This window comes from Oceanicella actignis, from assembly GCF_900111545.1.
GTDB classification, from domain to species: domain Bacteria; phylum Pseudomonadota; class Alphaproteobacteria; order Rhodobacterales; family Rhodobacteraceae; genus Oceanicella; species Oceanicella actignis.
This window is the reverse complement of sequence record NZ_FOHL01000001.1, coordinates 160,458-186,114: the sequence shown is the minus strand read 5'-3', so window position 1 is coordinate 186,114 and position 25,657 is coordinate 160,458. Positions and strand designations below refer to the sequence as shown.

The 25,657-nt window shown below is 75.8% G+C and carries 19 protein-coding genes; 8 read left to right on the top strand and 11 right to left on the bottom strand.

Annotation, left to right across the window (positions count from 1 at the left end; genetic code table 11):
- Positions 1-104: 104 nt before the first annotated feature.
- Both BMW67_RS00870 and BMW67_RS00865 read right to left on the bottom strand, forming a co-directional pair.
- Complete coding sequence (locus BMW67_RS00870) at positions 105-2,144, bottom strand: NADH:flavin oxidoreductase (protein ID WP_072746756.1); 2,040 nt, start codon at positions 2,142-2,144, stop codon at positions 105-107.
- A 69-nt stretch (positions 2,145-2,213) separates the two neighbouring features.
- Entirely contained in the window at positions 2,214-3,755 is a 1,542-nt protein-coding gene (locus BMW67_RS00865; RefSeq protein ID WP_072746755.1) for a trimethylamine methyltransferase family protein, read from the bottom strand.
- Positions 3,756-3,873: 118 nt separating this feature from the next.
- Here BMW67_RS00865 and BMW67_RS00860 point away from each other — a divergent pair, with 118 nt between their 5' ends.
- Entirely contained in the window at positions 3,874-4,857 is a 984-nt protein-coding gene (locus tag BMW67_RS00860; protein WP_072746754.1) for a LysR substrate-binding domain-containing protein, read from the top strand.
- On the opposite strand, the gene BMW67_RS00855 is transcribed toward BMW67_RS00860, so the two are convergent.
- From BMW67_RS00855 to BMW67_RS00830, 6 genes are all read right to left on the bottom strand, one after another.
- A complete protein-coding gene (locus tag BMW67_RS00855) occupies positions 4,802-5,401 on the bottom strand; it encodes a LysE family translocator (RefSeq protein WP_072746753.1) in 600 nt (199 codons plus the stop codon). The two genes, BMW67_RS00860 and BMW67_RS00855, sit on opposite strands and share 56 nt — an antisense overlap.
- Entirely contained in the window at positions 5,398-6,006 is a 609-nt protein-coding gene (locus BMW67_RS00850) for a LysE family translocator (protein ID WP_072746752.1), read from the bottom strand. Before BMW67_RS00850 ends, BMW67_RS00855 begins: the two co-directional genes overlap by 4 nt.
- 89 nt (positions 6,007-6,095) lie before the next feature.
- Complete coding sequence (locus BMW67_RS00845; RefSeq protein WP_072746751.1) at positions 6,096-7,316, bottom strand: CCA tRNA nucleotidyltransferase; 1,221 nt, start codon at positions 7,314-7,316, stop codon at positions 6,096-6,098.
- Complete coding sequence (locus tag BMW67_RS00840; protein WP_072746953.1) at positions 7,313-7,945, bottom strand: CoA pyrophosphatase; 633 nt, start codon at positions 7,943-7,945, stop codon at positions 7,313-7,315. The genes BMW67_RS00845 and BMW67_RS00840 overlap by 4 nt, the downstream gene beginning before the upstream one ends.
- Before the next feature lie 621 nt (positions 7,946-8,566).
- Positions 8,567-9,487 (bottom strand): hypothetical protein, encoded by a 921-nt coding sequence (locus BMW67_RS00835; protein ID WP_072746750.1) that lies wholly within the window; start codon positions 9,485-9,487, stop codon positions 8,567-8,569.
- Positions 9,488-9,605: 118 nt separating this feature from the next.
- Positions 9,606-10,202 carry a DUF1285 domain-containing protein gene (locus BMW67_RS00830; RefSeq protein WP_072746749.1) on the bottom strand — a complete coding sequence of 199 codons (597 nt, stop codon included), beginning with the start codon at positions 10,200-10,202 and terminating at the stop codon, positions 9,606-9,608.
- A 120-nt stretch (positions 10,203-10,322) separates the two neighbouring features.
- Between BMW67_RS00830 and BMW67_RS00825 the strand changes: the two genes are divergently transcribed.
- From BMW67_RS00825 to BMW67_RS00810, 4 genes are read left to right on the top strand one after another with little or no spacing between them, the layout of a single operon-like run.
- Entirely contained in the window at positions 10,323-11,336 is a 1,014-nt protein-coding gene (locus tag BMW67_RS00825; protein ID WP_072746748.1) for an AAA family ATPase, read from the top strand.
- Positions 11,333-12,268 (top strand): DUF58 domain-containing protein, encoded by a 936-nt coding sequence (locus BMW67_RS00820; protein WP_342707589.1) that lies wholly within the window; start codon positions 11,333-11,335, stop codon positions 12,266-12,268. The genes BMW67_RS00825 and BMW67_RS00820 overlap by 4 nt, the downstream gene beginning before the upstream one ends.
- Entirely contained in the window at positions 12,262-15,432 is a 3,171-nt protein-coding gene (locus tag BMW67_RS15605) for a DUF4159 domain-containing protein (RefSeq protein ID WP_072746747.1), read from the top strand. The genes BMW67_RS00820 and BMW67_RS15605 overlap by 7 nt, the downstream gene beginning before the upstream one ends.
- A gap of 1 nt (position 15,433) precedes the next feature.
- Positions 15,434-17,503 (top strand): hypothetical protein, encoded by a 2,070-nt coding sequence (locus tag BMW67_RS00810; RefSeq protein ID WP_072746746.1) that lies wholly within the window; start codon positions 15,434-15,436, stop codon positions 17,501-17,503.
- Positions 17,504-17,861: 358 nt separating this feature from the next.
- Here BMW67_RS00810 and BMW67_RS00805 read toward each other — a convergent pair whose 3' ends face one another.
- A complete protein-coding gene (locus BMW67_RS00805; protein WP_072746745.1) occupies positions 17,862-18,359 on the bottom strand; it encodes a GNAT family N-acetyltransferase in 498 nt (165 codons plus the stop codon).
- A gap of 124 nt (positions 18,360-18,483) precedes the next feature.
- On the opposite strand from BMW67_RS00805, the gene BMW67_RS00800 reads away from it, so the two are divergent.
- The gene (locus tag BMW67_RS00800; RefSeq protein WP_072746744.1) at positions 18,484-19,113 is read left to right on the top strand and encodes a flavin reductase family protein; all 630 of its coding nucleotides are present in this window, start codon (positions 18,484-18,486) and stop codon (positions 19,111-19,113) included.
- Between the two features lie 292 nt (positions 19,114-19,405).
- Here the strand turns inward: BMW67_RS00800 and BMW67_RS00795 are convergent, their stop codons facing one another.
- Complete coding sequence (locus BMW67_RS00795; protein ID WP_370426838.1) at positions 19,406-20,944, bottom strand: FAD-binding oxidoreductase; 1,539 nt, start codon at positions 20,942-20,944, stop codon at positions 19,406-19,408.
- Positions 20,945-21,685: 741 nt separating this feature from the next.
- Positions 21,686-22,693, bottom strand: coding sequence for an L-threonylcarbamoyladenylate synthase (locus BMW67_RS00790; protein ID WP_072746743.1), 1,008 nt, complete (start codon positions 22,691-22,693; stop codon positions 21,686-21,688).
- A gap of 166 nt (positions 22,694-22,859) precedes the next feature.
- On the opposite strand from BMW67_RS00790, the gene BMW67_RS00785 reads away from it, so the two are divergent.
- Both BMW67_RS00785 and BMW67_RS00780 read left to right on the top strand, forming a co-directional pair.
- Positions 22,860-24,566: an acyl-CoA dehydrogenase gene (locus tag BMW67_RS00785; RefSeq protein WP_072746742.1), complete on the top strand. Its 1,707-nt coding sequence runs from the start codon at positions 22,860-22,862 to the stop codon at positions 24,564-24,566.
- Positions 24,563-25,654 (top strand): MBL fold metallo-hydrolase, encoded by a 1,092-nt coding sequence (locus tag BMW67_RS00780; RefSeq protein WP_083581203.1) that lies wholly within the window; start codon positions 24,563-24,565, stop codon positions 25,652-25,654. Before BMW67_RS00785 ends, BMW67_RS00780 begins: the two co-directional genes overlap by 4 nt.
- The last annotated feature ends 3 nt before the right edge of the window (positions 25,655-25,657 follow it).

Below are 25,657 nucleotides of genomic sequence, written 5' to 3'. Positions count from 1 at the left end.
CGGCCGGGCGGCGCCGACCCTTCATCCTTGGGTCGAACGTGCCGCAGCTTGCTTAAGAACCTGTTTCGCCGCTGGAGGGCCTTTCGTCAACTTGCGCGTGCGCCCTACCAGAGGATGCCAAGGCGCAGGGCCTCGTAGATGGCGGCGTGGATGTTGCGCGCCGCCACCGCGTCGCCGATGCGGCAAAGGCGCATCCGCGCCTCGGGCCGGCGCGCGGGAAAGGGGTCGCGCCCGGCCAGCAGGGCCTTGTGGTCGATCTCGCCCAGGTTGCGGCTCAGGGGCTTGAGCGCGAAGTAGAGTTCGTCGAGCGGGGCGGTGGCGTGCTCGACCACCACCTGGTCGACGCGCCGCTCTTCGCGCCAGCCCTCGGCGTAGTCCGAGCCGAAGGTCGCGACCAGCTCGTTTCCCTCGCGGCGCACCCCCGTCAGGCGGGCGTTGATGGTCACGCGCACGCCCAGCTCGTGGAACGCCTTCATGTAGGGCGCATGGTTCAGGCCGCCGATCTCGGGCGCGAAGAATCGCTCGGGCGTGACCAGCTCGACCTCGGCGCCGGCGCGCGCCGCGACCTCGGCCGCGCTCATGCCCGGATGGGCGCCGTTGTCGTCATAGACCAGCACGCGCCCGGCCGGCTTGACCGCGCCCGACAGGATGTCCCAGCTCGAGACGGTCAGCTCGGCGCCCGCGTCCATCGGCGGGGTCTGGGGCAGGCCGCCGGTGGCGATCACCGCCATGTCGGGGTCTTCGGCCAGCACGTCCTCGGCCTCGGCGTAGACGTTGAAGCGGATGCGCGCGCCAAGGCGCGCCAGCTCGTCCAGGCGCCAGTCTATGATGCCGATCATCTCGCGCCGGCGCGGGTTCTGGACCAGCAGGTTGACCTGCCCGCCGGCGCGGTCGGCCGCTTCGAGCACGGTCACGTCGTGGCCGCGCTCGGCCGCCACGCGCGCGGCCTCGAGCCCGGCGGGGCCGGCGCCGACGATCACCGCCTTGAGCGGCCTGGGCGCGGGCGGAATGACGTGGGGCATGCGGGCCTCGCGCCCGGTGGCGGCGTTGTGGATGCACAGCGCCTCGCCGCCCTCGTAGATCCGGTCGAGGCAGTAGGTGGCGCCCACGCAGGGGCGGATGCGGTGCTCTTCGCCGCGCATGACCTTGGCGGCGATGTGCGGGTCGGCGATGTGGGCGCGGGTCATGCCGACCATGTCCAGCTTGCCCGTCGCGATCGCATGGCGCGCGGTGGCCACGTCGGGGATGCGCGCGGCGTGGAAGACGGGGATGCCGACCTCGGCGCGGACCTCGCCGGCGAAGTCCAGATGCGGCGCCGAGGCCATGCCCTGCACCGGGATCACCCGCGCCAGCGGCGCGTCGTGGTCGATATGCCCGCGGATCAGGTTGATGAAGTCGAACTTGCCCGAGGCGGCGATGCGGCGCGCGATCTCGACCCCTTCCTCGCGGCTCAGCCCCTTGTCCCAGTCCTCGTCCGCGACCATGCGGATGCCGACGATGAAGTCGGGCCCGACGGCGGCGCGCACCGCGTCGATCACCGCCCATGTGAAGCGCAGCCGATTGTCCAGCGAGCCGCCCCATTCGTCCTCGCGCCGGTTGGTGGCGGGGGACCAGAAGCTGTCCATCAGGTGGCCGTAGGCCTCGAACTCGATGCCGTCCAGCCCGGCCTCCTCCATGCGCTGGGCGGCGGCGGCATAGTCCGCGACGATGCGGGCGATGTCCCAGTCCTCGGCCTCCTTGGGAAAGGCGCGGTGGGCCGCCTCGCGCACCGGCGAGGCCGACAGCACCGGCAGCCAGTCGCCCTTGTTCCAGCTGGTGCGCCGGCCCAGATGGGTCAGCTGGATCATCACCGCGGCGCCGTGCTCGCGGCACTCGTCGGCCAGGCGGCGCAGCCAGGGCACGATCTCGTCGCGATAGGCGTGCAGGTTGCCGAAGGCCTCGGGGCTGTCGGGCGAGACCACCGCCGAGCCCGCCGTCATGGTCAGCGCGATGCCGCCGCGGGCCTTTTCGACGTGGTAGAGCCGGTAGCGGTCCTTGGGCAGGCCGTCCTCGGAATAGGCCGGCTCGTGCGCGGTGGACATGATCCGGTTGCGCAGCGTCAGGTGCTTGAGCCGGAAGGGCTGGAGCAGGGGATCGTTCGTCATGCTCGGACCTCGGTCTGGGGGCGTAACCCGATTGGCGCGCGCCTTGGGCCGACGCGCAAGCCCGGCGGCTCAGTGCCACATGTCGGGCCCCTGGGCCTTGCGGCGGGCGACGAAGTCGGCCAGGGCCTCGTCGATCGCGGGGTCGAGCGGCGGGGGCTCGAACTCGGCCAGGCGGCGCTTCCAGATGCGGTTGGCGCGCGTCGCCGCGTCCTCGGCGCCGGCTTCGAGCCAGGTCTCGTAGGGGTCGTCGTCGCCGGTCTCGGAGGGGCGGAAGGCGGTTTCGTAATGGGCCAGCGTGTGCGCGCAGCCGAAGAAGTGCCCGCCCGGCCCGACCTCGGCGAAGGCGTCGAGCGCCAGCGTCGCCTCGTCCACCCGCACGCCCTGCAGATAGGTGTGCAGCGCGCCGCACAGGTCGCAGTCAAGAACGAACTTCTCGTAGGACATGGACAGAAGCCCGTCCAGGAAGCCGGCCGAATGCAGCACGAAATTGGCGCCGCAATGGATGGCCGACAGCATGGACATGGCCCCCTCGGCCATGGCCTGCGCGTCGGGCAGCTTCGAGGTGGTGAAGTTGCCCGCGCAGCGCAGCGGCAGCCCCAGCCGCCGCGCCAGCTGCCCCACCGCCAGCGAGCCGACCGCCGGCTCGGGCGTGCCGAAGGTGGGCGAGCCCGAGCGCAGGCTCATCGAGCTGAGGAAATTGCCGAAGATCACCGGCGCGCCGGGCCGCTCGAGCTGGGTCAGCGCGCAGCCGGCCATGGTCTCGGCCAGCGCCTGGGCGACGGCGCCGGCGGTGGTGACGGGCCCCATGGCGCCCCCCAGGATGAAGGGAACCACCACCGCCGCCTGGTTGGCGCGCGCATAGGCGCGCAGCGCCCGCGTCATGGTCCCGTCCCAGACGAGGGGCGAGTTGACGTTGACGTTGCCCAGGATCACGCAATTGGCGTCCACGAAGTCGGCGCCGAAGAGGATGCGCGCCATCTCGATCGAATCCTCGGCCCGGTCCTCGGCGGTGACCGAGCCCATGAAGGGCCGGTCCGACAGGCGGATATGCGCCAGGACCATGTCCAGATGGCGCTTGTTCACCGGGATGTCGGTCGGCTCGCAGATCGTGCCGCCCGAATGGTGCAGCCAGGGCGAGGACTGGGCCAGCTTCACGAAGTTCTGGAAATCCTCGAGCGTGCCGTAGCGCCGCCCGCGGTCCAGATCCATCACGAAGGGCGAGCCGTAGGCCGGCGCGAACACCACCTGATCGGCGCCGATGCGCACCGAGTTGGCCGGATTGCGCGCGTGCTGGACGAACGCGCGCGGGGCCGAGGAGAGGATCTCGCGCAGCATGCCCGGCTCGAAGCGCACAAGCGCGCCCTCGACGCGCGCGCCGGCCCGGCGCCACAGCGCCAGCGCCGCCGGGTCGTCGCGGAACTCGATCCCGACCTCGGCCAGGATGCGGTCGGCCGCGCGCTCGATGCGCAGCAGCGATTCCTCGTCCAGCAGCTCGATCGGTGGAACCGCGCGGCGGATGCCCGGCCGCCCCGCCGGCGCGCCCGCCTCGGCGCGCCTGGCCTGCCGCGCCTGCCTTCCGCCTTGTCCCTTGCGCCGCGCCGATGCTTCCATGATCGCCTCCCTTCGCCGCGCCGCGCGCGCCGGTCGCGCGGCGCCCCAGGGGAACGCTAGACCGGGCGCGGGCGTGCGTAACGCTGGAAAATTCTCATGCGGCGCATAAGCTGCGCTTATGACGAACCTGCGCCGCCTGCTGCCCTCGCCGGGGCATCTGATCGTGTTCGAGGCCGCCGGCCGGCTCGGCAGCTTCACCGCCGCCGGGCGCGAGCTGGGCATGAGCCAGGCGGCGGTCTCGCTTGCGGTGCGCGCGCTCGAGGACCAGCTGGGCGCGCAGCTGTTCGTGCGCACGCCGCGCCGGGCGCGGCTGACCGATGCGGGGGCGCGCTTCTTCGCCGAGGTCTCGCAGGCGCTGTCGCAGATCCGCGGCGGGGTCGAGGCGCTGCGCGCGCGCGAGGACGGGCCCGTGACGCTGGCCGTCTCGACGGCCTTCGCCGCCTTCTGGATGATGCCCCGCCTGCAGCAGCTGCGCGAGGCGCTGCCCGGCGTCGATCTGCGCCTGCAGACCGCCGACCGCGACCTTGACCTGGTCGCCGAGGGAGTGCCCCTGGGCGTGCGCGGCGGCGATCCGGCCGACTGGCCCGGCCACGGCGCCGAGCCGATCGCCGAAGAGGTGATCTTTCCCGTCGCCAGCCCCGCCTGGATCGCCCGCCACGGCCTGCCCGCCGACCCGGCCGAGCTGGCGCGCCGGCGGCTCATCCATCTCGAAGAGCCCACGCGCCCGGCCGCCGACTGGGGCGACTGGTTCCGCGCCGCGGGCCTCGAGGGCGCCGCGCCCGCGCGCGAGCTGGTCATCAACGACTACGTCCTGGTCATCCAGGCCGCGCTCGAGGGGCAGGGGGTGGCGCTGGGCTGGCGCCACCTGGTCGAGCGGCACCTGCGCGCGGGGCTTCTGCGCCGCCTGGGCGGGCCGGCGCTGCGCACGGGGCGCTCGTTTCACGTCGTCTGGCCGCAGGGCGTCGCGCTGACGCCCAAGGCGCGCGCCGTGCGCGACTGGCTGGCCGCCGCTGCGGCCGAGGGGCGCCGCGCCGGCGCGCCCCGGCTCAGACGAAGATCAGCGCCGCGGACGCCGCCATCAGCGCCGACAACGCGGTCATGAAGCGGCGGTGGGCGCGCTCGGACGCCATCAGCCGGCGCAAGAGCCCGCCCGCCGAGGTCCAGAACACGCATACCAGCAGGTTCAGCCCCGAGAACACCAGCGCCAGGCGCGCCGCCTCGGCCGCCGGACCGCCCCCGCCGGCGAAGCCCGCCGCCGCCGCCGCCAGCGCCACCGCCCAGACCTTGGGGTTGACCCATTGGAACAGCGCCGCCTCGGCCAGCGTCATCGGCCGTCCGGCGTCGGCGCCGCGCGGGCGGCGCGCGGCCGCGGCCATGGACCAGGCCAGCCGCAGGATCCACAGCGCCGCGATCGCCTTGAGGCCGGCCGCCAGCCACGGCGCCGCCGCCAGCGCCGCGCCCACGCCCAGCCCCGCCGCCGCCGCGATCGCCCCGACGCCCCCCGCCACGCCAAGAATGTGCGGGACCGTGGCTCGCACGCCAAAGCGCGCGCCCGAGGCGGCCAGCATCACCACGTTCGGCCCCGGCGAGAACAGCCCCGCGAAGACGAAGGCGGCCAGCGGGGCCAGCTGCGCGTCGGCGCTCATCCCAGATCGGCGACGGCCAGCATCGCCGCGCCCGCCGCGACCATGGCGCCCATGCAAAGGTTGAAGGCCCGCAGCCGCGCGCCGCCGCCCAGAACGCGCCCCATGCCGGCGCCGAACGCCGCCCATCCATGCGCCGAGGTCAGGCCCGACGCCACGAACACCAGCGCGCAGGACGCCGCCTCGCGCAGCGGCGCGGCGCCGGTGACGAATTGAGAAACCACCGCCACGCACATGGCCCAGGCCTTGGGATTGACCCACTGGAACGCCGCCGCCTGCAGGAAGGTGAAGGGGCGCGAGGGGCCGCCCGCCGCGCCGGGCGCGCGCGCCGTCGCGATCCGCCACGCGATCCACAGCAGCAGCGCCGTGCCGGCCCAGCGCAGCCCCTCGCGCAGAAGGACGCTTTGCTTGAACAGCCCCGCCAGGCCCAGCGCCGTCAGGAACATCATCAGCGAAAAGCCCAGCGCCACCCCCATCGCGTGCGGCAGCGTGCGCCGAAAGCCGAAGGTCGCCCCCGAGGCGGCCAGCATCGCGTTGTTCGGCCCAGGCGTCCAGGTCGAGGCCACGGCCAGCGCGGCCAGCGCGGCGAAGGTTTCGAAGGTCCACATCGGGGGCTCCGCGTTTCGGGCGATTTGGTCAGCAGGGGTGACCAAAGAAGATATGACGCGCTCCGCCCCGGCGCGTCAAGCGTGGCCGCTCAGCCCTTGCCGACCCGCGCCAGCAGCGCCTCGGCGTCGAGCCGCATGTCCGAGTCGAGCCACGCCTCTTCAAGGCGCCGCAGCTCGGCGCCCATCTGCGGCCCGGGGGCGACGCCGCGCGCGGCCAGATCGCGCGCGCGCACGGGCATCCGCGCGCCGGCGCCGCGCGCCAGCTCGGCCTCCAGATCCGCGGGCGGCGGGGCGGCGCGGGCGGCGGCGTCGATCAGCGCCGCGTCGCGCGCGGCGTCGGGGCCATGGCGCCAGGCGGCGCGGGCCGGGGGCTCGGCGGCCTCGCGCGCCGCGGCCGCGGCGGCCAGGCGGCGACGCTCGGCGTTGGACAGGCGCAGGGCCCGGGCCAGCTCGTCGGCGTCGGCGCCGGGCGCAAGCGCGGCCAGGCGGCGCAGCCAGTCGGGCGCGGCGCCGGCCAGCGCCTCGACATGCGTCAGGGGCGCGATCAGCGCCGGGTCCGCGCCCGGCAGCACCCGCGCCAGCGCGCCGCAGGCGGCCATGGCGGCCAGGGCCGGGGCGGGGTCCGGGGCGGCCAGAAGGCGGCGCATCTCGTGGCCGATGCGCTCGCGCGACAGGCGGTCGAGGCCGTCGAGCCCCTCGGCGCAGGCGGCCAGGCCCTCGGGGTCGATGCCGTTCGCGCCATACCAGGCGTGGAAGCGGAAGAAACGCAGGATGCGCAGGTAGTCCTCGCGGATGCGCCGCCCCGCGTCGCCGATGAAGCGCACGCGCCGCGCGCGCAGGTCGGGCAGCCCGCCCACGGGGTCCAGCACCGCGCCGTCGGGGCGCGCGTAAAGCGCGTTCATGGTGAAGTCGCGGCGCGCGGCGTCCTGGGCCAGATCGGCGCCGAAGGCGACCTCGGCATGGCGGCCATGGCCGCGCAGATCGGCGCGGAAGGTGGTGATCTCGAAGGGGCGGCCGTCGGCGACCGCGGTCACGGTGCCGTGCGCGATGCCCGTGGGAACGGCGCGCAGCCCGGCGCGGGTCAGAAGCTCGACGGTGCGTTCGGGGCGCGCATCGGTCGCCAGGTCCACATCGGCCACGGGGGCCGGCGCTCCGAAGCGCGAGAGCAGCGCGTTGCGCACGCAGCCGCCCACGAACAGCGCCTGCGCGCCGCCCTCGAGCAGGGCGGCGGCGACGCGCTGCGCGGCCGGATCGCGCAGCCACGCATCGTCCAGCGGCGCAAGGTCGGGAACGGGCGCGGCGGCGCTCATGCCGCGCCCCCGCCCGCGCCGTCAAGCGCGGCCAGGCGCGCGCTCAGCCCCACCAGCATGCGCGCCGTCGCGCCCCAGATGCGGCGTCCGCGCCATGGCATCTCGTAATACCAGCGCCGCTGGCCGTTCCACTCGCGCCAGCCGCGGGCGTGGTTGGCGGGGTCCATGAGCCAGTCGAGCGGGACCTCGAACACCTCGGCCACCTCCGAGGGGTCCGGGCGCGGCGAGAAGGCCGGGTCCACGAGCCCGAGCCAGGGCGTGACCAGAAAGCCGGTCACCGTTTCGTGCCCGTCGATGGCGCCCAGAAGCTCGACCATGGCGGGGTCGAGGCCGATTTCCTCTTGCGCCTCGCGCAGCGCGGCGGCGGCGGGCGAGGGGTCGTTCGGTTCGACCTTGCCGCCGGGAAAGGCCACCTGGCCGGGGTGGTGGCGCAGATGGTCCGCGCGCCGCGTCAGGATCACGTGCAGCCCCTGCGGGCGGCGCACCAGCGGGCACAGAACCGCGGCCGGGCGCAGCTTGCGGCGCGGGGGCAGCGCGTCGCGCAGCTCGGGGTTGAGGTCGTAGTCCGAGCTGCCCGCACGCCCGCCGCCGCGCGCCACGCGGCGCAGGTCGTCCTCGCTGACGGGCATCCGGGGCGGGCGCGGCGCGTCGAGCGGCTGCGGCCCGGCGCCGGGGTCGAGCGTGGGGTCGGCCTCGTCGTTCAGGGCCGCGGCGGGATCGTGCGGGGGCGTGTCGAAAGCGTCTTGCATGGGCAAGATGTGGCCCGCCGGGCGCGCGCTGGCAAGCGCCGCGTGCCCGCGCCCATGCGCGCGGGGCCACCGCCGCCGCCCCGCCAAGGGTCGAGGCAGGCGGCGGAGCGGGGGCGTCGAGGCCGTGACCGATGCGGAGCTCGGGCACGGGCCGAGGCGGCGGGCGCGGCGTGCGCGCGGCGCTGCGGGGCGAGACGACCGGGGCGGCCACGCGCCATTCGACCGGGGCCGCGCTGCGGGGCGGTCGAGGCGACCATGCGCCGTTCGACCGGGGGCCGGGCGGGCGGGGCTGCGCCGCGAGAGGGCGGACGCGGCGACGTCCCGTTCGGGCGAGGCGGCGGCGCCGGGCGGTCGAGACGGCGGCCGGCTGTTCTGCCGCGGGCTTGGCGCAGGGCGGCCGAGGCGGCCTTGCGCCTTTTGGCCAAGGGCGCCGCGCGGCGAATGCGGCGGCCCTGCGCCGTTCGTTCAGGGCCGCGTCGCCGGGCGCGAAGCTGGCGCGCCTCAGCCGCGCCGGCGCGCGAAGCCGGCCCCGGCCAGCGCGCCCAGCCCCGTCAGCAGCAGCGCGCCGGCCGCCGGGACTGGCACGGCGGTCGAGCGCACGTCCACCGGATCGAGGAAGGCGTTCGGATCATACAGGCTCAGATCGCCGTCGATGGCCGAAAAGACGGCGTTGCGCGCGGGCCCGGCGCTGTTGGCGACCGAACCGAACGAGAGCCGGATCTGGTCCGTGTCCACGAAGCGCAGCACCAGCGCGCCGCTTGCGTCGGTTTCGTCGAAGTTCGTGCCCGGCCCGGTGAACAGGTAGGTTTCGCCCTCATCCGTCGCGCTCAGCGCCTGCGGCGCGTCGCCCAGCTGGTATTGCGCCAGCCCGTCGGCGCGCCAGACGCGCAGGAATTCCGACTGCGAGGGCTCCCCGTCCACGTCATAGATCAGCAGCTCGACGGCGGCGGCCTTGAAGGGCGTCGAGAAGGTTCCCGACAGCGCGCCGGTGCCGTCGAACAGCGCGATGGTCAGATCGATGCCCGCAAAGCCGTAGTCGAGCGATTCGTAAAGAAAGCCCAGGTCGTCATTGGGCTCGGCCGCGCCGTTGGGGGCGTAGTAGTTCGGCGCGAAGCCGCGCCGGGCCTCGCCCGTGAGCTTCCTTCCGCTCGAGCCCCTCCGGCGGTCGTTGACGGTGGCGAAATGCGTGTTGGCCTCATCGACCACGGCGGTCACGCGGGCGTCGACGGTGGTCGCGCCGTCGGTCGCGACGGCGATGAAGTCGACGCTGAGCGCGTTGGTGATCGCCGGGCCGGCGAAACCGTCCATGTTCGCCACGTCGGTCGGCGCGACGGCGTTGTTGAACTTGAGCGGCAGCGCGCCTGCGGGCGCGGCCCAAATCGCGGCGCCAAGCGCCGCGGCCAGGATCGAAACGTGCTTCATCGGTTGGGCTCCGTCGCGGAACGGCGGCGCTGGCGCGAGCGGCCGGCGTCGGCGTGATCATAATGGCGACGGATCATTCATTCAAAGTTCATTTGCCGATCCGCCGATCTTCAAATCGTCAGTCGGGCAGCTCGTCGGCGGCGATCAGCGGAAAGAACATGCCGCCCGAGCGCACGCCGAACCATTCGCGCCCGTCCTGTTGCGCGCGCTCGCCGATCTCGGCCAGGCGGTAGAAGCTCTTGCGGTCGATGAGCGCCTCGAGCCCGCGGCGCACATGCACATAGGGGCTGGGCTCGCCGGTGGCGGGGTCGTGAGCCACGCGGATCGGGTTCTCGGGGCCGGCGGCGGTCTCGTCGCCGACATTCGTCGCGAAGACGATCGTCTGATCGGGGCCGGGGTTCTCGACGCGGAAATCGACCGCCACGAAAGGCGCGTCCTCGACGACGATGCCGACCTTCTCGACCGGGGTGACAAGGTAGTAGCGGTCGCCGTCCTTGCGCAGGATCGAGGCGAACAGGCGCACCAGCGCCTCGCGCCCGATGGGCGTGCCCAGATACCACCAGCTGCCGTCGCGCGCGATCCGCATGTCCAGATCGCCGCAAAAGGGCGGGTTCCACAGATGCACCGGCGGCGGCCCCTTCTTCGCCGCCGCGGCGGCGGCGCGCGCAAGGCTCTCCTGCGTCGGCTTGTCCGTCGGTCCGGCGCTCTCGCTCATGCCGCGCTCCTCGATTCGTTGCGTGTCGCTTCCGCCGCCGGCTGCATCGCCGGCGCTAGACATGCTATGCCTGCGGTCTAGAGTTTCAACCCGCACCCCGCTTCGCGCAGGAGGATCCGCATGACCGAAGACCCCGCCGCACTCGCCGCCGAGATCGAGTCCCTGGGCGAGGCGCTGGCGCGCGTGCGCGCCGAGGTGTCGCGCAGCGTGATCGGCCAGCAGGGCGTGGTCGATCTGACGCTGGCGGCGCTGCTGTCGGGCGGGCATGCGCTGCTGGTCGGCGCGCCCGGCCTGGCCAAGACCCGCCTGGTCGAGACGCTGGGCGTCGTGCTGGGACTGGATGCCGGGCGGGTGCAGTTCACTCCCGACCTGATGCCGGCCGACATCCTTGGCGCCGAGGTGCTGGAAGAGACCGAGCATGGCGGCGGCCGCGCCTTCCGCTTCATCGAGGGGCCGGTGTTCTGCCAGCTGCTCATGGCCGACGAGATCAACCGCGCCTCGCCGCGCACGCAATCGGCGCTGCTTCAGGCGATGCAGGAGCGGCACGTCACCGTCGCCGGCCAGCGGCGCGACCTGCCGGCGCCCTTCCATGTGCTGGCCACGCAGAACCCCATCGAGCAGGAGGGCACCTATCCCCTGCCCGAGGCGCAGCTCGACCGCTTCCTGCTTCAGATCGACGTGGACTTCCCCTCGCGCGAGGACGAGCGGCGCATCCTTCTGGCCACCACCGGCGCCGACGAGGCCGGCCCCGCCCCGGTCCTCGACTCGCCGGCGCTGATCGCGGCGCAGCGGTTGGTGCGGCGCATGCCGGTGGGCGAGAGCGTGCTCGAGGCGATCCTGACGCTGGTGCGTTCCGCGCGCCCCGATCTGCCCGAGGCCGCCGAGCCCGTCGCCGCCCAGGTCGCCTGGGGGCCGGGGCCGCGCGCGGCGCAGGCGCTGATGCTGGCGACGCGCGCGCGGGCCCTGCTGGACGGGCGCCTTGCGCCCTCGGTCGAGGATGTGGCGGCGCTGGCGCGGCCGGCGCTGCGCCACCGCATGGCGCTGACCTTCGCCGCGCGCGCCGAGGGCGCCTCGCTGGATGCGCTGATCGACGATCTGGTGGCGCGCGCGCTGGGCGTCGAGGCCGCCGCATGAGCGCCCGCCCGCCCCAGGCGCCGCCCGACGCGGCCTTCATGCGCGCGGCGCGGCTGCGGCGCGACGCCGAGCGCGCGGCGGGCGCGCTGCCGCCCTTGCTGGTCGAGGCGCGGCGCCTGGCGGCGGCGGTCTCGTCCGGCGCGCATGGGCGCCGGCGCGCGGGGGCGGGCGAGGCGTTCTGGCAATATCGCCGCGCCATGCCGGGCGATCCGGCCTCGGCCGTCGACTGGCGGCGCTCGGCGCGCTCGGATCAGCTCTTCGTGCGCGAGACCGAGTGGGAATCGCCGCAATCGGTCTGGCTATGGGCCGATGACGCGGCGTCCATGTCGTGCCGCTCGGCCGCCGCGCCGCGCGCCAAGCGCGACCGTGCGGCGCTTCTGGCGCTGGCGCTGGCGGCGCTGGTCATCCGCGGGGGCGAGCGCGCGGCCCTTCTGGGCGCGGGCCGCCCCGGCGCCGGCGAGGCGCAGCTGCGCCGCATGGCCGCCGCCCTGGCCGCGCCGCCGGCCGCCGACGACGCCCGCCCGGCCTGGGGCGCGCCGCCCGCCGCCGCCTGGACGCGCGGCGGCACGGCGGTGTTCCTGTCCGACTTCCTCGGCCCCCTGGCCCCGGTCGAGGCGGCGCTGCGCGCGGCCGCCGCGGCGGGGGTGGGCGGGGTGTGCCTGCAGATCCTCGACCCGGCCGAAGAGGCGTTCCCCTTCGATGGGCGCGTCGATTTTCTGTCGCCGGACGGCGCCATGCGCCACGACGCCCACCGCGCCGAGTCGCTGCGCGAGGCCTACCGCCGCCGTCTGGCCGAGCGCCGCGCCCGCCTGCGCGACGCCGCCCGCCGCAGCGGCTGGCAATTCGGCGTGCATCGCACCGACCAGAGCGCGCGCGCGGCGCTGGTCTGGCTGCACGGCGCCGTCGCCGCGCGGCGCGAGCGGCTATGCTGAGCCTCGGCGCCATCGCTTTCCTGAACCCCTGGGCGCTGGTCGCGCTGGCGGCCCTGCCTGCGCTGTGGCTGCTGCTGCGCGCAACGCCTCCCGCCCCGCGCCGGGTCCGTTTCGCGGGGGTGAGGCTGCTGGCCGGCCTGCGCGAGACCGAGCGCACGCCTGACCGCACCCCGTGGTGGCTTCTGGCGCTGCGGATGCTGCTGGCGACGGCGCTGATCCTGGCCTTCGCCGAGCCCGTCTCGAACCCGCGCCGCGCCCTTGCGGGGGGCGGAACCCTGCTGATCGCGCTGGACGGCGGCTGGGCCTCGGCGCCGGACTGGGAGGCGCGGCGCGCCCGCGCGGCCGAGGCGCTGGACCAGGCGGCGCGGGCCGGGCGGCCGGCGATCCTGGTCTCGATCGCCGATCCGGGGCCCGAGGGCTGGCGCTTCGACCCGCGCCCGGCCGACGACTGGCGCGGCGCGCTGGCCGCGCTGGCGCCGCGCCCCTGGGCGCCGCCGCGCGCCGCCTTCGCCGCGGCGCTGGACGCGCGCGCGGCGATGGGCTTCGCCGCCGGAGGGCTCGAGATCCTGTGGCTCACCGACGGGCTGGCGCATGAACCCGGCGACGGGCTGGCCGAGACCTTCGCCGCGCTCGGGCCGACCACGATCGTTCCGCCCGCGACGCCCGCGCCGGGGCTGCGGCCGCCGGCGCTCGACAAGGACGGCGCGCTGGTCGTCGAGGTCGTGCGCGCCGGCGCCGACGGCGCCCGGGCCGTGACGGCGGCGGCCATCGGCCGCGGCCCGGACGGCGTCGAGCGCCGGCTGGGCGTCGCGCGCGCGGCGATCCCCGAGGGCGCGCAGCTCGCGCGGCTGCGCTTCGACCTGCCGCTCGAGCTGCGCAACCGGGTCGAGCGCGTGGTCCTTCTGGACGCGCCCTCGGCCGGGGGCGCGGCGCTGGCCGACGACGCGCTGCGCCGCCGCCGCGTGGGCCTTGCCGCGGGGCGCGACGATGCGGGCGCGGCGCCGCTGGTCTCGCCGCTGCATTACCTGCGCAAGGCGCTCGAGCCCACGGCCGAGCTGGTCGAGGGCGGCGTCTCGGCGCTGCTGGCGGCGCGCCCCGACGCCATCATCCTGGCCGATGTCGGCGCGATGGACGACGCCGAGCGTCAAGCCCTGACCGAATGGGTTCGCGCCGGCGGGCTGCTGGTGCGCTTCGCCGGCCCGCGCCTGGCGCGCGCCGCCGCCGAGCAGGCCAGCGGCCAGGCGCCGCCCGATCCGCTGCTGCCCGTGCGCCTGCGCGCGGGCGGGCGCGAGCTGGGCGGCGCCCTGAGCTGGAGCGCGCCGCAGCATCTGCGCCCCTTCCCGCCCGACGGTCCCTTCGCCGGGCTCGAGCCGCCATCGGACGTCGAGATCCGCCGCCAGGTCCTGGCCCAGCCCGGCCCCGACCTGGCGCGCCGCACGCTGGCCGCGCTCGAGGACGGCGCGCCGCTGGTCACGGCGGCCGATCTGGGCGCGGGGCGGGTGGTTCTGTTCCATGTGACGGCCGACGCCGAATGGTCGTCGTTGCCGCTGTCCGGGCTCTTCGTGCGGATGCTCGAGCGCCTGGCGCTGGCCGCGCCGGCCGCCCGCCCGGCCGCCGAGCTGGCCGCCGACGATGCGCTGTGGAAGCCGCTTGCGGTGCTGGACGGGTTCGGCCGCCCCGCCGATCCGGGCGCCATGCCGGCCATTCCCGGCAAGGCGCTGGCCGCCGGCGTGGGGCCCGGCGCGCCGCCGGGGATCTATGCGGCGGGCGAGCGGCGCGCGGCGGTCAACGTTCTGGGCCCCGAGGCGCAGCTTGTCCCGGCGCCCCCGCCGCCCTTGGGCGTGCGCGTGGATCCGGGGCTGGGCGGCGCGCGCGAGGTCGGCTGGAAGGGGCCTCTGCTGGGCCTGGCCGCGGCGCTGCTGGCGCTGGACGCGCTGGCGGCGCTGCTGGCGACCGGCCGGCTGCGGCTGAGCCGGCGCGCCGGCGCGGCGGCGCTGGCGGCGGGCCTGGCGCTGGGCGCCGGCGCGGCCGGGCTTCCGCCCGCATCCGCCGCTCCGAAGCCCGCCGCGCCGCCCTCGGCGGCCGAGGGCGGCGCCGCGAACCCGGCCGCCTTGAACCTTGCCGCCGTCGGGGGCCCCGCGGGATCGTCGCCGGGCGCCGCGATGGTCGCCGCAGCGCAGTCCGGCTCCCCGCCGCCCCCCGCGGCGCTCCGGTCGATGCGCGGCGCCCTCTTTCGCTTCGCGGGTTCGTCGCCGGGCCTGCACGGCGCCTCGGGCGCGCGGCCCGCGCTTGCCGTCCGCGGCCGGGGCGCCGCCGCGCCCCTGCGGCTGGCGCAGGCCGCTTCGGCGCCCGGGGGCGAAGGGGCGGGCGGCCAGCCCCCGGCCCGCCGGCGCCCGCCGCCCGATCCCGAGCGCGACGCGCGCGCGTTGGCCGCCACGCGCGACACGACGCTGGCCTATGTGCGCACCGGCGATCCCCAGACCGACCGCATCAGCGAGGCCGGGCTGCGGGGGCTGTCGCGCGTGCTGGCCGCGCGCACGGCGGTCGAGCCGGGCGAGCCGATGGGGGTGGACCTCGAGGGCGACGATCTCGCCTTCTTTCCGCTGCTCTACTGGCCGGTCGCCACGGCCCAGCCGCGCCCCTCGGACGGCGCCTATGCGCGGCTCAACGCCTATCTGCGCGCGGGCGGCATGATCGTGTTCGACCTGCGTGATCCGCGCCTTTCGCTGGGCGCGGACGGGGCCGGGCCCGGCGCACGGGCGCTGCGGCGGCTGGCCGGCCCGCTGGACCTGCCGCCGCTCGAGCCGGTTCCGCGCGACCACGTCCTGACCCGCACCTTCTACCTGCTCGACGACTTTCCCGGCCGCCGCGCGGGCGAGCGCGTGTGGATCGAGGCCGCCCCCGCCCCGCGCGAGGCCGAGGGGCGGCCCTTCCGCATCCTGAACGACGGCGTCTCGCCGGTGGTGATCGGCGCCAATGACTGGGCCGGCGCCTGGGCGGTGTCCGATGACGGCGCCTTCCTGCTGCCCGTCGGCCGCGCCGGCGAGCGGCGGCGCGAGATGGCCTTTCGCTTCGGCGTCAACCTGGTGATGTATGCCCTGACCGGAAGCTACAAGTCCGACCAGGTGCATGTGCCTGCCCTGCTCGAGAGGCTGGGGAACTGAGATGACCGCCGGCATCGACTTCGCGCCCCTTCTGCCGCCCGCCGCCGTCGCGGCGCTGGGCGCGCTGATGCTGCTGGGCGCGCTGCTGGCCGCGGCGCGCGGCGCGCCGGGCTGGCCGCTGCGCGCGGCGGCGGCGCTGGCGCTGACCGCGGCGCTGGCCAACCCCAGCCTCAAGCGCGAGCGGCGCGATCCGCTGCCCGACGTGGCGCTGGTGATCGTGGACGAAAGCGCCTCGAACCGCATCGAGGACCGCGCCGCGCAGACCCGCGCCGCCGAGCGCGCGCTGACCGAGGCGCTGGCGCGGCTGGGCGCCGACCCCGACCGCCCGCTCGAGACGCGCGTGACGCATGTGCGCGACGCCGGCGCCGATGGCACGCGCCTGGCCGAGGCCCTGCGCGCGGCCGCCGCGCCGGTGGCGCCGGACCGCATCGCCGGGGCGCTGATCGTGACCGACGGCCGCGCCCATGACGCCGACGCCGCGCCCGCCGATTTCCCGGCTCCCGTGCATGTCCTGCTGACCGGCCGCCCCGACGAGTGGGACCGGCGCCTGACCCTGACCGCCGCGCCCGCCTTCGGCATCGTCGGCGAAGAGGTCGAGGTCTCGTTCCGCGTCGAGGCGCTGGGCGCCGCCCCGCCCGAGGCGCGCGAGCCGGCCGAGGTCGAGCTGCGGATCGACGGCGCGCGCGCGGCCGCGCTGCGCGCGCCGGTGGGGCGCGAGGTGACGCTGCGCCTGCCCGTGCGCCATGGCGGCGCGAACGTGGCCGAGCTGACGCTCGCGCCGCTGGCGGGCGAGCTGACGGCGCGCAACAATGCGGCGCTGTTCTCGGTCAACGGGGTGCGCGACCGGCTGCGGGTGCTGCTGGTGTCGGGCGAGCCGCACCCGGGCGAGCGCACCTGGCGCAACCTGCTCAAGGCCGATCCCTCGGTGGATCTGGTGCACTTCACCATCCTGCGCCCGCCGGGCAAGCAAAGCGGCGCGCCGGTGTTCGAGCTGTCGCTGATCGCCTTCCCCACGCGCGAGCTGTTCATGGAGAAGATCGACGATTTCGATCTGATCGTGTTCGACCGCTACCGCCGCCGCGGCGTCCTGCCCGACGCCTATCTCGAGAACGTCGCGCGCTATGTGCGCGAAGGAGGCGCGGTGCTGATCGCCTCGGGGCCCGCCTTCGCCGGCGCGCAAAGCCTGTATCGCACGCCCCTGCGCGCGATCCTGCCGGGGCGCCCGACGGCGCGGGTGATCGAGGGCGGCTTCGTGCCGCGCGTCACGCCCCAGGGCGCGCGCCATCCGGTCACGGCCGGGCTGGCCCCGCCGCCGCCGGCCGATCCGGGCTGGGGTCGCTGGTTCCGTCAGATCGACCTCGAGCCCGTGTCGGGGCGCGCGCTGATGACCGGCGCCGCGGAACGGCCGCTGCTGCTGCTCGACCGGGTGGGCGAGGGGCGCGTGGCGCTGCTGGCCTCGGACCACGCCTGGCTGTGGGATCGCGGCTTCGAGGGAGGCGGCCCGCAGGCCGAGCTGCTGCGGCGCCTGGCGCATTGGCTGATGAAGGAGCCCGAGCTTGAGGAGGACGCGCTCTGGGCCAAGGTTTCGGGCGCGAATGTCGAGGTCTTCGTGCGCGCCGTCGACCGCGCGCCGACCGAGGCGACGGCGACCTCGCCCTCGGGCGCGACGCGGCGCCTGACGCTGCGCGAAGAGGCGCCGGGGCTGCATGTCGCCCGTTTCGAAGCCGACGAGCAGGGGCTCTGGCGTCTGAGCGACGGCGTGCGCGAGGGGCTGGCGGCGGTGGGGCCGCCCTCGCCGCGCGAGTTCGCCGACGCCGTGTCCTCGGCCGCGCCGCTGGCGCCGCTGGCGCGCGCGACGCGGGGGGGCGTCGTGCGGCTGGCCGACGGCATGCCCGCGCTGCGCCGCGTGCGCGAGGGGCGCGACGCCGCCGGGCGCGGATGGCTTGGCCTGGCGATGCGCGAGGCGCACGCGGTGCGCGAGGTCTCGCTGATCTCGCTGGCGCCGGGCTGGCTGGCGCTCTTGCTCGTCGCGGGTCTGATCGCGGCGGCCTGGCGGCGCGAGGCGCGCTGACCCGCCGTCCTTGGCCGGCCAAGGCGCCGCGGCCCGGCGCGCGCCCTTGCCATGGGGCGGGGCCTGGGCGACGCACGCGCGCGCGGCTCCCGGCTCCCGGCTCCCGGCTCCCGGCTCCCGGCTCCCGGCTCCCGGCTCCCGGCTCCCGGCTCCTTGCGTCCGGCCCTCGGCCTGTGCGCGCCGCCGCCGGGCTTCGTCGCGCCGCGTTCGGCGAATGCGGGGCGGCGGGGCGCGCCGGACCTGGCCATGGCGGACCGCGCGCTTCGGGCCGCGGCCATGTCAAAGACGGCGGCGACGGCCGAGATCCGCGGCGGCGTCCGCGGCGTCGGCGTCATGCGGGCGCGCGCGGGCGCCGCGCTCAGCTCCAGCGGCGGACGGGGCCGGCGATGCCGCGCATCGCGCCGGGGACAAGCTCCTTGGCCAGGATGCGATCGGGGTTGGTCGGCGGCGGGAATTCGACCTCGCGCGCCAGATCGCGCGAGAAGCCGAAGCGGCGGTAATAGGGCTCGTCGCCCACCAGCACGACCCGCGTCCAGCCCAGCGCGGCGGCGCGATCGAGGCTTTCGCGCATCAGCAGCGCGCCCAGCCCCTCGCCCTGGCGCGTCGGGTGCACCGCGACCGGCCCCAGCAGCAGCGCCGCGTCGCCGCGCGGGCCGATGCGCACGGGCCAGTAGCGGATCGCCCCGCCCACGGCGTCGAACTCGTCGCGCGCAAGCAGGCACAGCTCGGCCACCGGCTCGACGCCTTCGCGCAGCCGGTAGGAGCTCAGCGCCGTGCGGCCCGGCGCGAAGGCCAGATCGTAGAGCCACTCGACCTCGGGCCGGTCCTTCGGCCGCTCCTGCATCAGACGGAACATGCGCCCCCCGCTTCCGGCGCGCGGAAAGGCGCGCCGAAGCGGCGAGGTATCACGCGCTTCGCGCTTCCGTCCAGCGCCGGACTTGCTACAACCCCGGCAAGCCTTGCAGCCAAGGAGACCGCCCATGCGCTACAGACCCGCCGACGGCCACGGCCTGCCGCACGACCCGTTCAAGGCCATCGTCGCGCCCCGGCCGATCGGCTGGATATCGACCGTGGACGAGGAAGGGCGCGCGAATCTGGCGCCCTACAGCTTCTTCAACGCCGTGGCCGACCGCCCGCCGGTGGTGATGTATTCGACCACCGGCCGCAAGCTGGGCCTGGACGAGCGCAAGGACAGCCTGGCCAACATCCGCCGCACGGGCGAGTTCGTGGTCAACCTGACCTCGTGGGATCTGCGCGAGCAGATGAACGCCACCTCGGCCCATCTGCCCCATGGCGAGGACGAATTCCTCGCCGCCGGGCTGGAGAAGGCTCCAAGCGTCGAGGTCGCGCCCCCGCGCGTGGCGGCCGCGCCCGCCGCGCTCGAATGCCGCCTGCTGCAGGAGGTCGCGCTGCCCTGCTGGGACGAGACGGGCGAGAACGTGGTGGTGTTCGGCGAGGTGGTGCACATCCACATCCGCGACGACATGATCGTGGACGGGCGCTTCGACCTGACGCGCAGCCGCCCGCTGGCGCGCTGCGGCTATCAGGACTACGCGGTGGTCGAGCGCCTGTTCCAGATGCGCCGCCCCGGCCAGGGCGGCGGGCGCTGAACCGGGGCCGCGCGGCGCCTTGCCGCGCGATCCTGCAAGACCGCCCGTCGCGCCGCCCTCGCGGGGCCGCGATCGGCCGAACGGGCGCGTTCCGCGTTCCGCCCGCCGGCGGGCCGTCGCCGCATGAGCCGGGGGCTCCGGGCCCCGATGTCTCGCCCCGGGGCGCCGGGCGGGCCGCCTGTTCGCGCGGCGCCCTGGCGGCGCGGCGACGCGCATGGCCCGCGCGAGGCGCTTCGCTCCGCCGTCCGCCGGGCGCTTCGCTCCGCCGTCCGCCGGGCGCGGCGGCGCCGCGTCAGTCCGGCGCGGCGGGCGGCGGGTCGCCCGGCAGGGCGGCGCCGGGGTTCATGACGCCCGCCGGGTCCAGTGCGCGCTTGATCGCCGCCATCATGCGCAGCGCCGCCGGATCGCCGTAGCGGCGCAGATCGGCGGTCTTGAGCCGGCCGACTCCGTGCTCGGCGCTGAACGAGCCGCCCAGCTCGGCGATCAGGTCGTGGACCGTGCGCTGGATGCGCCCGCGCAGGCGCTCGTAGTCGCCGCGCGAGGCGCCCTTGGGCGGGAACACGTTGTAGTGCAGGTTTCCGTCGCCCAGATGGCCGAAGCAGTTGATGCGCAGCGCCGGATCGATGCGCCCGATCGCCTCGCGTCCCAGGGCGATGAAGCGCGCGATGCGCGAGAGCGGCGCCGAGACGTCGTGCGACGAGATCGCACCGACCTTGCGGTTCGCTTCGGGGATGGCCTCGCGCACGCGCCAGAGCTGCGCGCGTTGGGCCTCGGATTCGGCCAGAACGCCGTCCGCCGCCAGCCCGCGCTCGACCGCCTCGGCCAGCGCCGCCTCGAGCCGGGGGCGCTGGGCCGAGCCGGCCGGCCCCGACACCTCGGCCAGAACGGCCCATTCGGGCGGCGGGGTCATGGGCTGGCGCAGGTCGGGCAGGCGCTCGGCCAGAAAGTCCATGCCCGTGCGGTGCATCAGCTCGAAGGCGGTGAGCTGCTCGGCGAAGGCGCCGCGCAGCAGGTGCAGCAGCGCCAGCGCCGTCTCGGGCGAGGGCGTGCCCAGCCAGGCGGCGGCGCGTTCGGCCGGGCGCGGGAACAGGCGCAGCGCCGCGGCGGTGATGACGCCCAGCGTGCCCTCCGAGCCGATGAGCAGGTGCCGCAGGTCGTATCCGGCGTTGTCCTTGCGCAGCAGCTTGAGCCCGCGCAGCACCGAGCCGTCGGGCAGCGCCGCCTCGATCCCCAGCGTCAGGTCGCGCGCATTGCCATAGCGCAGCACGTTGACCCCGCCCGCATTCGTCGCCAGCAGCCCGCCGATCCGCGCCGAGCCCTCCGAGGCCAGCGACAGCGGAAACAGCCTGTCCGCCGCCTCGGCCGCCGCCTGGGCGTCGGCCAGGATCACGCCGGCCTCGACGATCATGGCGTCGTCCTCGGGCGAAACCTGGCGGATGCGGTTCATGCGATCGACCGACAGCACCACCGGGGCCGGCTCGGGCGCCATGCCCTGCGGCGCCAGCTGCCCGCCGACAAGCCCGGTGCCGCCGGCATGGGGCACCACGGGCACGCGCGCCTCGGCGCACAGGCGCAGGATGCGGGCGGTCTGTTCGGCATCGGCGGGGCGGGCGATCAGCGCGGCGCGGCCGGTCAGACGGTCGCGCGGCTCGCGCAGCCAGGGCGCGGCGTCGGGGCCTTCGCGCACGCCTTCGGGGCCAAGCAGGGCGCGCAGGGCGTTCAGCAAGGCCTCGTCGGCCTCGCGCAGGCGGGGCTCGCCCGGCGGGGCCGGGGCGCGGTCGGGGTCCGGTGTGGATTGGGGCGTGGATTGGGGCGTTGTTTCGGGCGTCAAGACGGCGTCTCCGTTGGCGATGCGGCGGCGGGGGCGATGCGGCGCCATGGGGCGGGGGCGTCGAAAGCGCTGGCTCGGGCGTCCTGCGCGGGCGCGGCGCCTTGGGGGCGGCGCGCTCGGCGGCTCGCCGTCCCGGCGGACGGGCAGGGCGGGCGAGGCGGCCCGCGCCGGCGCGATCGCCCCGCCTCGGTCCCCGTCGCGCCGCGCACCTGCCGGGCGAACCCGCAACGCTTGGCGCCCTTGCTGCGTCCCGTCGGGTTCTTCCGGTCCGTTTCGGTTGTCGCGAGGCAGCCGTGACGCGCGGCCTCTGCCGGCGCCGCCTGCGCCCGTCCGGCGCGGGCGCCGAGCCGCCGTCGAGGCCACCGGCGCCGCGCGCTTCCTGCGCGGCGGTCCGGCGGGTTCTTCCACCCCGCGTCGGCGGCTGCGAGGTCGCCGTGAGGCGCCGCCTCCGCCGGCGCCGCCCGCGCCGGTCGGGCGCCGCAGACGCCATTCCATCGCCGGGCGATCCCGCATCGTTCGGCGCCCTTGCGGCGGCCCGGCGCGTTCTTCCGGCCCGTTTCGGCCGGTGCGGCCCAGCCTTGCGGCGCCGCATCCGCCGGCGCCGCCTGCGCCCGCCCGGCCCGGGCGCCGCGCCCCTGTCGGGGCGGCGCCGCGCGCCTGCCCCGCCTTGGCGGCGGTCCGGGCCGTTCCGGCGCCGCGCGCGGGCCTTCGCGCGGGCGGGCGGGGCGGTCAACGGGCGGGTCAAGGGGCAAGGCGGACGTCTCCTCGCGGGGCGGCGGCGCGGCGCAGGCGGTCGTTGATCGCCATGCCCAACCCGCGCTCGGGCACCGGGGCGACGGCGATGGTCCCGCCGCCGGCCAGTTCGCGATCCAGTGCGCGCAGCATGGCGAAAAGGTTGGCGGCGGCCTCGTCCAGATCGCCCGCGGGCGAAAGGTTGCGCGCCGGGCCGCGCACGCCCTCGGGATCGGGGCCGAAGCCCAGCCACGCTTCGCCGGGCGCGGGGGCGGCGGCGTTCAGCCGCAGCGTTGCGCGCGGCGCGTAGTGCGAGGCCAGCTGACCCGGCGCGTCCGGGCGGCCGGCGCGGGCCTCGCCGGCGGTGCGCGCGCGCGCCAGCGGCCGGCCAAGCGCGGCCTCGAGCGCCTCGAGCGGCACGCCGCCCGGCCGCAGCAGCACCGGCGCGTCGTCCTCGAAGCCGACGATGGCGCTTTCAAGCCCCACGGGGCAGGGGCCGCCGTCGAGGATGGCGTCGATGCGCCCCTCCAGCTCCTGCGCCACATGCGCCGCGGCGGTCGGGCTGACCGCCCCCGAGCGGTTGGCCGAGGGCGCCGCCGTCGGCACGCCCGCGGCGCGCAGCAGCGCCTGCGCCGTCGGATGGGCGGGGCAGCGCAGCGCCACCGTGGGCAGACCGGCCGAGACGGCCGGCGCGATTCCCGCCTCGGGGCGCAGGGGCAGCACCAGCGACAGCGGCCCGGGCCAGAACGCCCGCGCCAGCGCCAGCGCCGCGGCGTTGGGCGCGGCCAGGCGCCAGGCGGCGTCGGGGTCGGCGACATGGACGATCAGCGGGTTGAAGCCCGGCCGCCCCTTGGCCGCAAAGATCGCCTGCGCCGCGCGCTGGTCGCGCGCGTCGGCGCCCAGGCCGTAGACGGTCTCGGTCGGGAAGGCCACCAGCGCGCCCGCGCGCAGCAGCTCGGCCGCGCGCGCGATGCCGGCGGGGTCGGCGGAAAGGATCTGCGTGCGGCGCCCGGTCATGCGTCCTCGCTTGGCGCGCGGGGCGCGCCCTCTTGTTCCTCTTGCGCTGCGGCGCGGCGCAACCTAACGTTCGCGTCAACCGCGGCCGGCCCCGCCGCCGCATCCGACAGATAACCTTTCCGCGCGCGCCGGGAAACCGCCGGCGCCGCCGCATGGGAGACCGAGCATGACCTACACCGCCCCCGTCCGCGAGATCGCCTTCTGCCTCGACCACGTGGTCGGCGCCGGGCGCCTTGCGCGCACCGACCGCTACGCCGACGCCACGGATGACGCGCGCGACGCCATCCTGACCGAGGCCGCGCGGCTGTGCGAGCAGGTGCTGGCGCCGCTCAACATCGTCTCGGACCGCCAGGGCGCGGTGCTGGAGAACGGCGTCGTGCGCACCACGCCCGGCTTTCGCGAGGCCTACAAGGCCATCGCCGAAGGCGGCTGGGTGGGCATCTCGGCCGATCCCGAGTTCGGCGGCATGGGGCTGCCCATGACCTTCACCACCGCGGTGAACGAGATGATGTCCTCGGCCTGCCTGTCGCTGGGGCTGTGCCCGCTGCTGAGCCAGGGGCAGATCGAGGCGCTCGAGAATCACGCCTCGGACGAGATCAAGGCGCTGTATCTGCCGCGGCTGATCTCGGGCGAGTGGACCGGCACCATGAACCTGACCGAGCCCTCGGCCGGCTCGGACGTGGGCGCGCTGCGCTCGCGCGCCGAGCCCGACGGCCAGGGGACCTGGCGCGTCACCGGGCAGAAGATCTTCATCTCGTGGGGCGATCACGACGTGGCCGAGAACGTGGTGCACCTGGTTCTTGCGCGACTGCCCGGCGCGCCGGCGGGGACCAAGGGCATCTCGCTCTTCCTCGTGCCCAAGTTCATCCCCGACGAGAACGGCGCCCCCGGCCAGGCCAATTCGCTGCGCGTGGTCAGCCTCGAGCACAAGATGGGCCTGCACGGCTCGCCCACCGCTGTGATGGAGTTCGACGGCGCGCGCGGCTGGATGATCGGTCCCGAGAACGGCGGCATGGCCTGCATGTTCACCATGATGAACAACGCCCGCCTCGGCGTGGGCGTTCAGGGGCTGGGCGTGGCCGAAGCCGCCTATCAGAAGGCGCTGGCCTATGCGCGCGAGCGGCGCCAGGGCCGCACGCCGATCGGCGACGGCAACGGCGCCATCGTCGACCACGCCGATGTGCGGCGGATGCTGCTGCGCATGAAGACGCTGACCGAGGCGGCGCGCGCCATCTGCCTCGACACCGCCTTCAGCACCGACATGGCGCGCGCGCTGAGCGGCGACGAGGCCGCGGCCTGGAAGGCCCGCGCCGCCTTCCTGACGCCCATCGCCAAGGCCTTCGGCACCGATGTCGGCAACGAGGTCGCCTACGAGGGCGTGCAGGTCCATGGCGGCATGGGCTACATCGAAGAGACCGGCGCCGCCCAGTTCAGCCGCGACGTGCGCGTGACGGCGATCTACGAGGGCACGAACGGCATCCAGGCCATGGACCTGACCGGGCGCAAGATGATGGACGGCGGCGCCGCCGCGCGCGCCCTGCTGGCCGAGCTGCGCGCGGTGGACGAGCCCACCGGGCGCCTTGGCCGCGCTGTCGATGCGCTTGCGCGCGCGACGGACTGGATGCTGGACAACCAGCCCAACGACCGCTTCGCCGGCGCCGTGCCCTATCTGCGCATGTGGGGCCTGACCCTGGGCGCGGCGGCGCTGGTCAAGGGGGCGGCCGCCGCCTCGGGCGACGACGCGCGCCGCCGCGCCGCGCTGGCGGACTGGTTCCTGCGCGCCGAGCTGTCGGCGGTGCCCGGCCTGGCCGAGGCCGCCTGCACCGGGGCCGCGCCGCTTTATGCGCTGTCGGCCGACGATCTCGCGGCATGAGGGACGAAGAGAGCGCCGAACTGGCCGACGCCGGGCTCGAGCCCGAAACGGGCTCGGCCCCGGGCGTGCGCCATCCCTTCGAGACCCCGCCCGCGCCGGGCGAGGTCATCGAGGTCGCGCCGGGCGTGCTGTGGGCGCGCATGCCGCTGCCCATGCGGCTCGACCATGTCAACGTCTATGCGCTGGACGACGGCGACGGCTGGACGGTGGTCGACGCCGGCTTTCGCGGCGCCGTCGCGCGCGAGGCGTGGAGCGCGCTGCTGGACGGCCCCCTGGCCGGGCGTCCGCTGCGGCGCGTGGTCGTCACCCATCACCACCCGGACCACATCGGCATGGCTGGCTGGCTGATGCGCCGCACGGGGGCCGAGCTGTGGACCACGCGCACCGCCTATCTTTACGCGCGGATGCTGCAGCTCGACCATCACGACCTGCCCCCGCCCGAGAACGTGCGCCACATGATCCGCTGCGGCGCGCCGGCCGAGGTGCTCGAGCGTTACCGCAGCGCGCCGCCCTTCAACTTCTCGCGCACGGTCGAGCCGCTGCCCATCGGCTTTCGCCGCATCCAGGACGGCGAGCGCGTGGCCATGGGCGGGCGGCGCTGGATCGTGCGCGTGGGCGCGGGCCATGCGCCCGAGCACGCCACCTTCTGGTCCGAGGACGACGCGCTGGTCCTGACCGGGGATCAGATCATTCCGGGCATTTCCTCGAACCTGTCGGTCTTCGCCATGGAGCCCGACGCCGACCCGGTGGGCGAATGGCTGGAAAGCTGCGAGCGGCTGCGCCGGCACGCGCGCGAAGAGCATTTCGGCCTGCCGGGGCACAAGCTGCCCTTCACCGGCCTGCCGGCGCGGCTGGGGCAGCTGATCGACAACCACCACGCCGCGCTCGAGCGGCTGCGGCCGCATCTGGCGCGCCCGCGCGCGGCGGCCGAATGCTTCATGCCGATCTTCCGGCGCGAGATCGAACCCGAGGTCTACGGCCTGGCGCTGTCCGAGGCGCTGGCCCACCTCAACCACCTCTGGCGCATCGGCGAGGCCGAGCGCGTCGAGGGGGCCGACGGCGTCTGGCGCTATCGGCTGAAAACCTGATCC

Bases quoted from the DNA above. Each gene is read 5' to 3' on its own strand.
- BMW67_RS00870 (WP_072746756.1), bottom strand. From the start codon at position 2,144: ATGACGAACGATCCCCTGCTCCAGCCCTTCCGGCTCAAGCACCTGACG.
- BMW67_RS00865 (WP_072746755.1), bottom strand. From the start codon at position 3,755: ATGGAAGCATCGGCGCGGCGCAAGGGACAAGGCGGAAGGCAGGCGCGG.
- BMW67_RS00860 (WP_072746754.1), top strand. From the start codon at position 3,874: ATGACGAACCTGCGCCGCCTGCTGCCCTCGCCGGGGCATCTGATCGTG.
- BMW67_RS00855 (WP_072746753.1), bottom strand. From the start codon at position 5,401: ATGAGCGCCGACGCGCAGCTGGCCCCGCTGGCCGCCTTCGTCTTCGCG.
- BMW67_RS00850 (WP_072746752.1), bottom strand. From the start codon at position 6,006: ATGTGGACCTTCGAAACCTTCGCCGCGCTGGCCGCGCTGGCCGTGGCC.
- BMW67_RS00845 (WP_072746751.1), bottom strand. From the start codon at position 7,316: ATGAGCGCCGCCGCGCCCGTTCCCGACCTTGCGCCGCTGGACGATGCG.
- BMW67_RS00840 (WP_072746953.1), bottom strand. From the start codon at position 7,945: ATGCCCGTCAGCGAGGACGACCTGCGCCGCGTGGCGCGCGGCGGCGGG.
- BMW67_RS00835 (WP_072746750.1), bottom strand. From the start codon at position 9,487: ATGAAGCACGTTTCGATCCTGGCCGCGGCGCTTGGCGCCGCGATTTGG.
- BMW67_RS00830 (WP_072746749.1), bottom strand. From the start codon at position 10,202: ATGAGCGAGAGCGCCGGACCGACGGACAAGCCGACGCAGGAGAGCCTT.
- BMW67_RS00825 (WP_072746748.1), top strand. From the start codon at position 10,323: ATGACCGAAGACCCCGCCGCACTCGCCGCCGAGATCGAGTCCCTGGGC.
- BMW67_RS00820 (WP_342707589.1), top strand. From the start codon at position 11,333: ATGAGCGCCCGCCCGCCCCAGGCGCCGCCCGACGCGGCCTTCATGCGC.
- BMW67_RS15605 (WP_072746747.1), top strand. From the start codon at position 12,262: ATGCTGAGCCTCGGCGCCATCGCTTTCCTGAACCCCTGGGCGCTGGTC.
- BMW67_RS00810 (WP_072746746.1), top strand. From the start codon at position 15,434: ATGACCGCCGGCATCGACTTCGCGCCCCTTCTGCCGCCCGCCGCCGTC.
- BMW67_RS00805 (WP_072746745.1), bottom strand. From the start codon at position 18,359: ATGTTCCGTCTGATGCAGGAGCGGCCGAAGGACCGGCCCGAGGTCGAG.
- BMW67_RS00800 (WP_072746744.1), top strand. From the start codon at position 18,484: ATGCGCTACAGACCCGCCGACGGCCACGGCCTGCCGCACGACCCGTTC.
- BMW67_RS00790 (WP_072746743.1), bottom strand. From the start codon at position 22,693: ATGACCGGGCGCCGCACGCAGATCCTTTCCGCCGACCCCGCCGGCATC.
- BMW67_RS00785 (WP_072746742.1), top strand. From the start codon at position 22,860: ATGACCTACACCGCCCCCGTCCGCGAGATCGCCTTCTGCCTCGACCAC.
- BMW67_RS00780 (WP_083581203.1), top strand. From the start codon at position 24,563: ATGAGGGACGAAGAGAGCGCCGAACTGGCCGACGCCGGGCTCGAGCCC.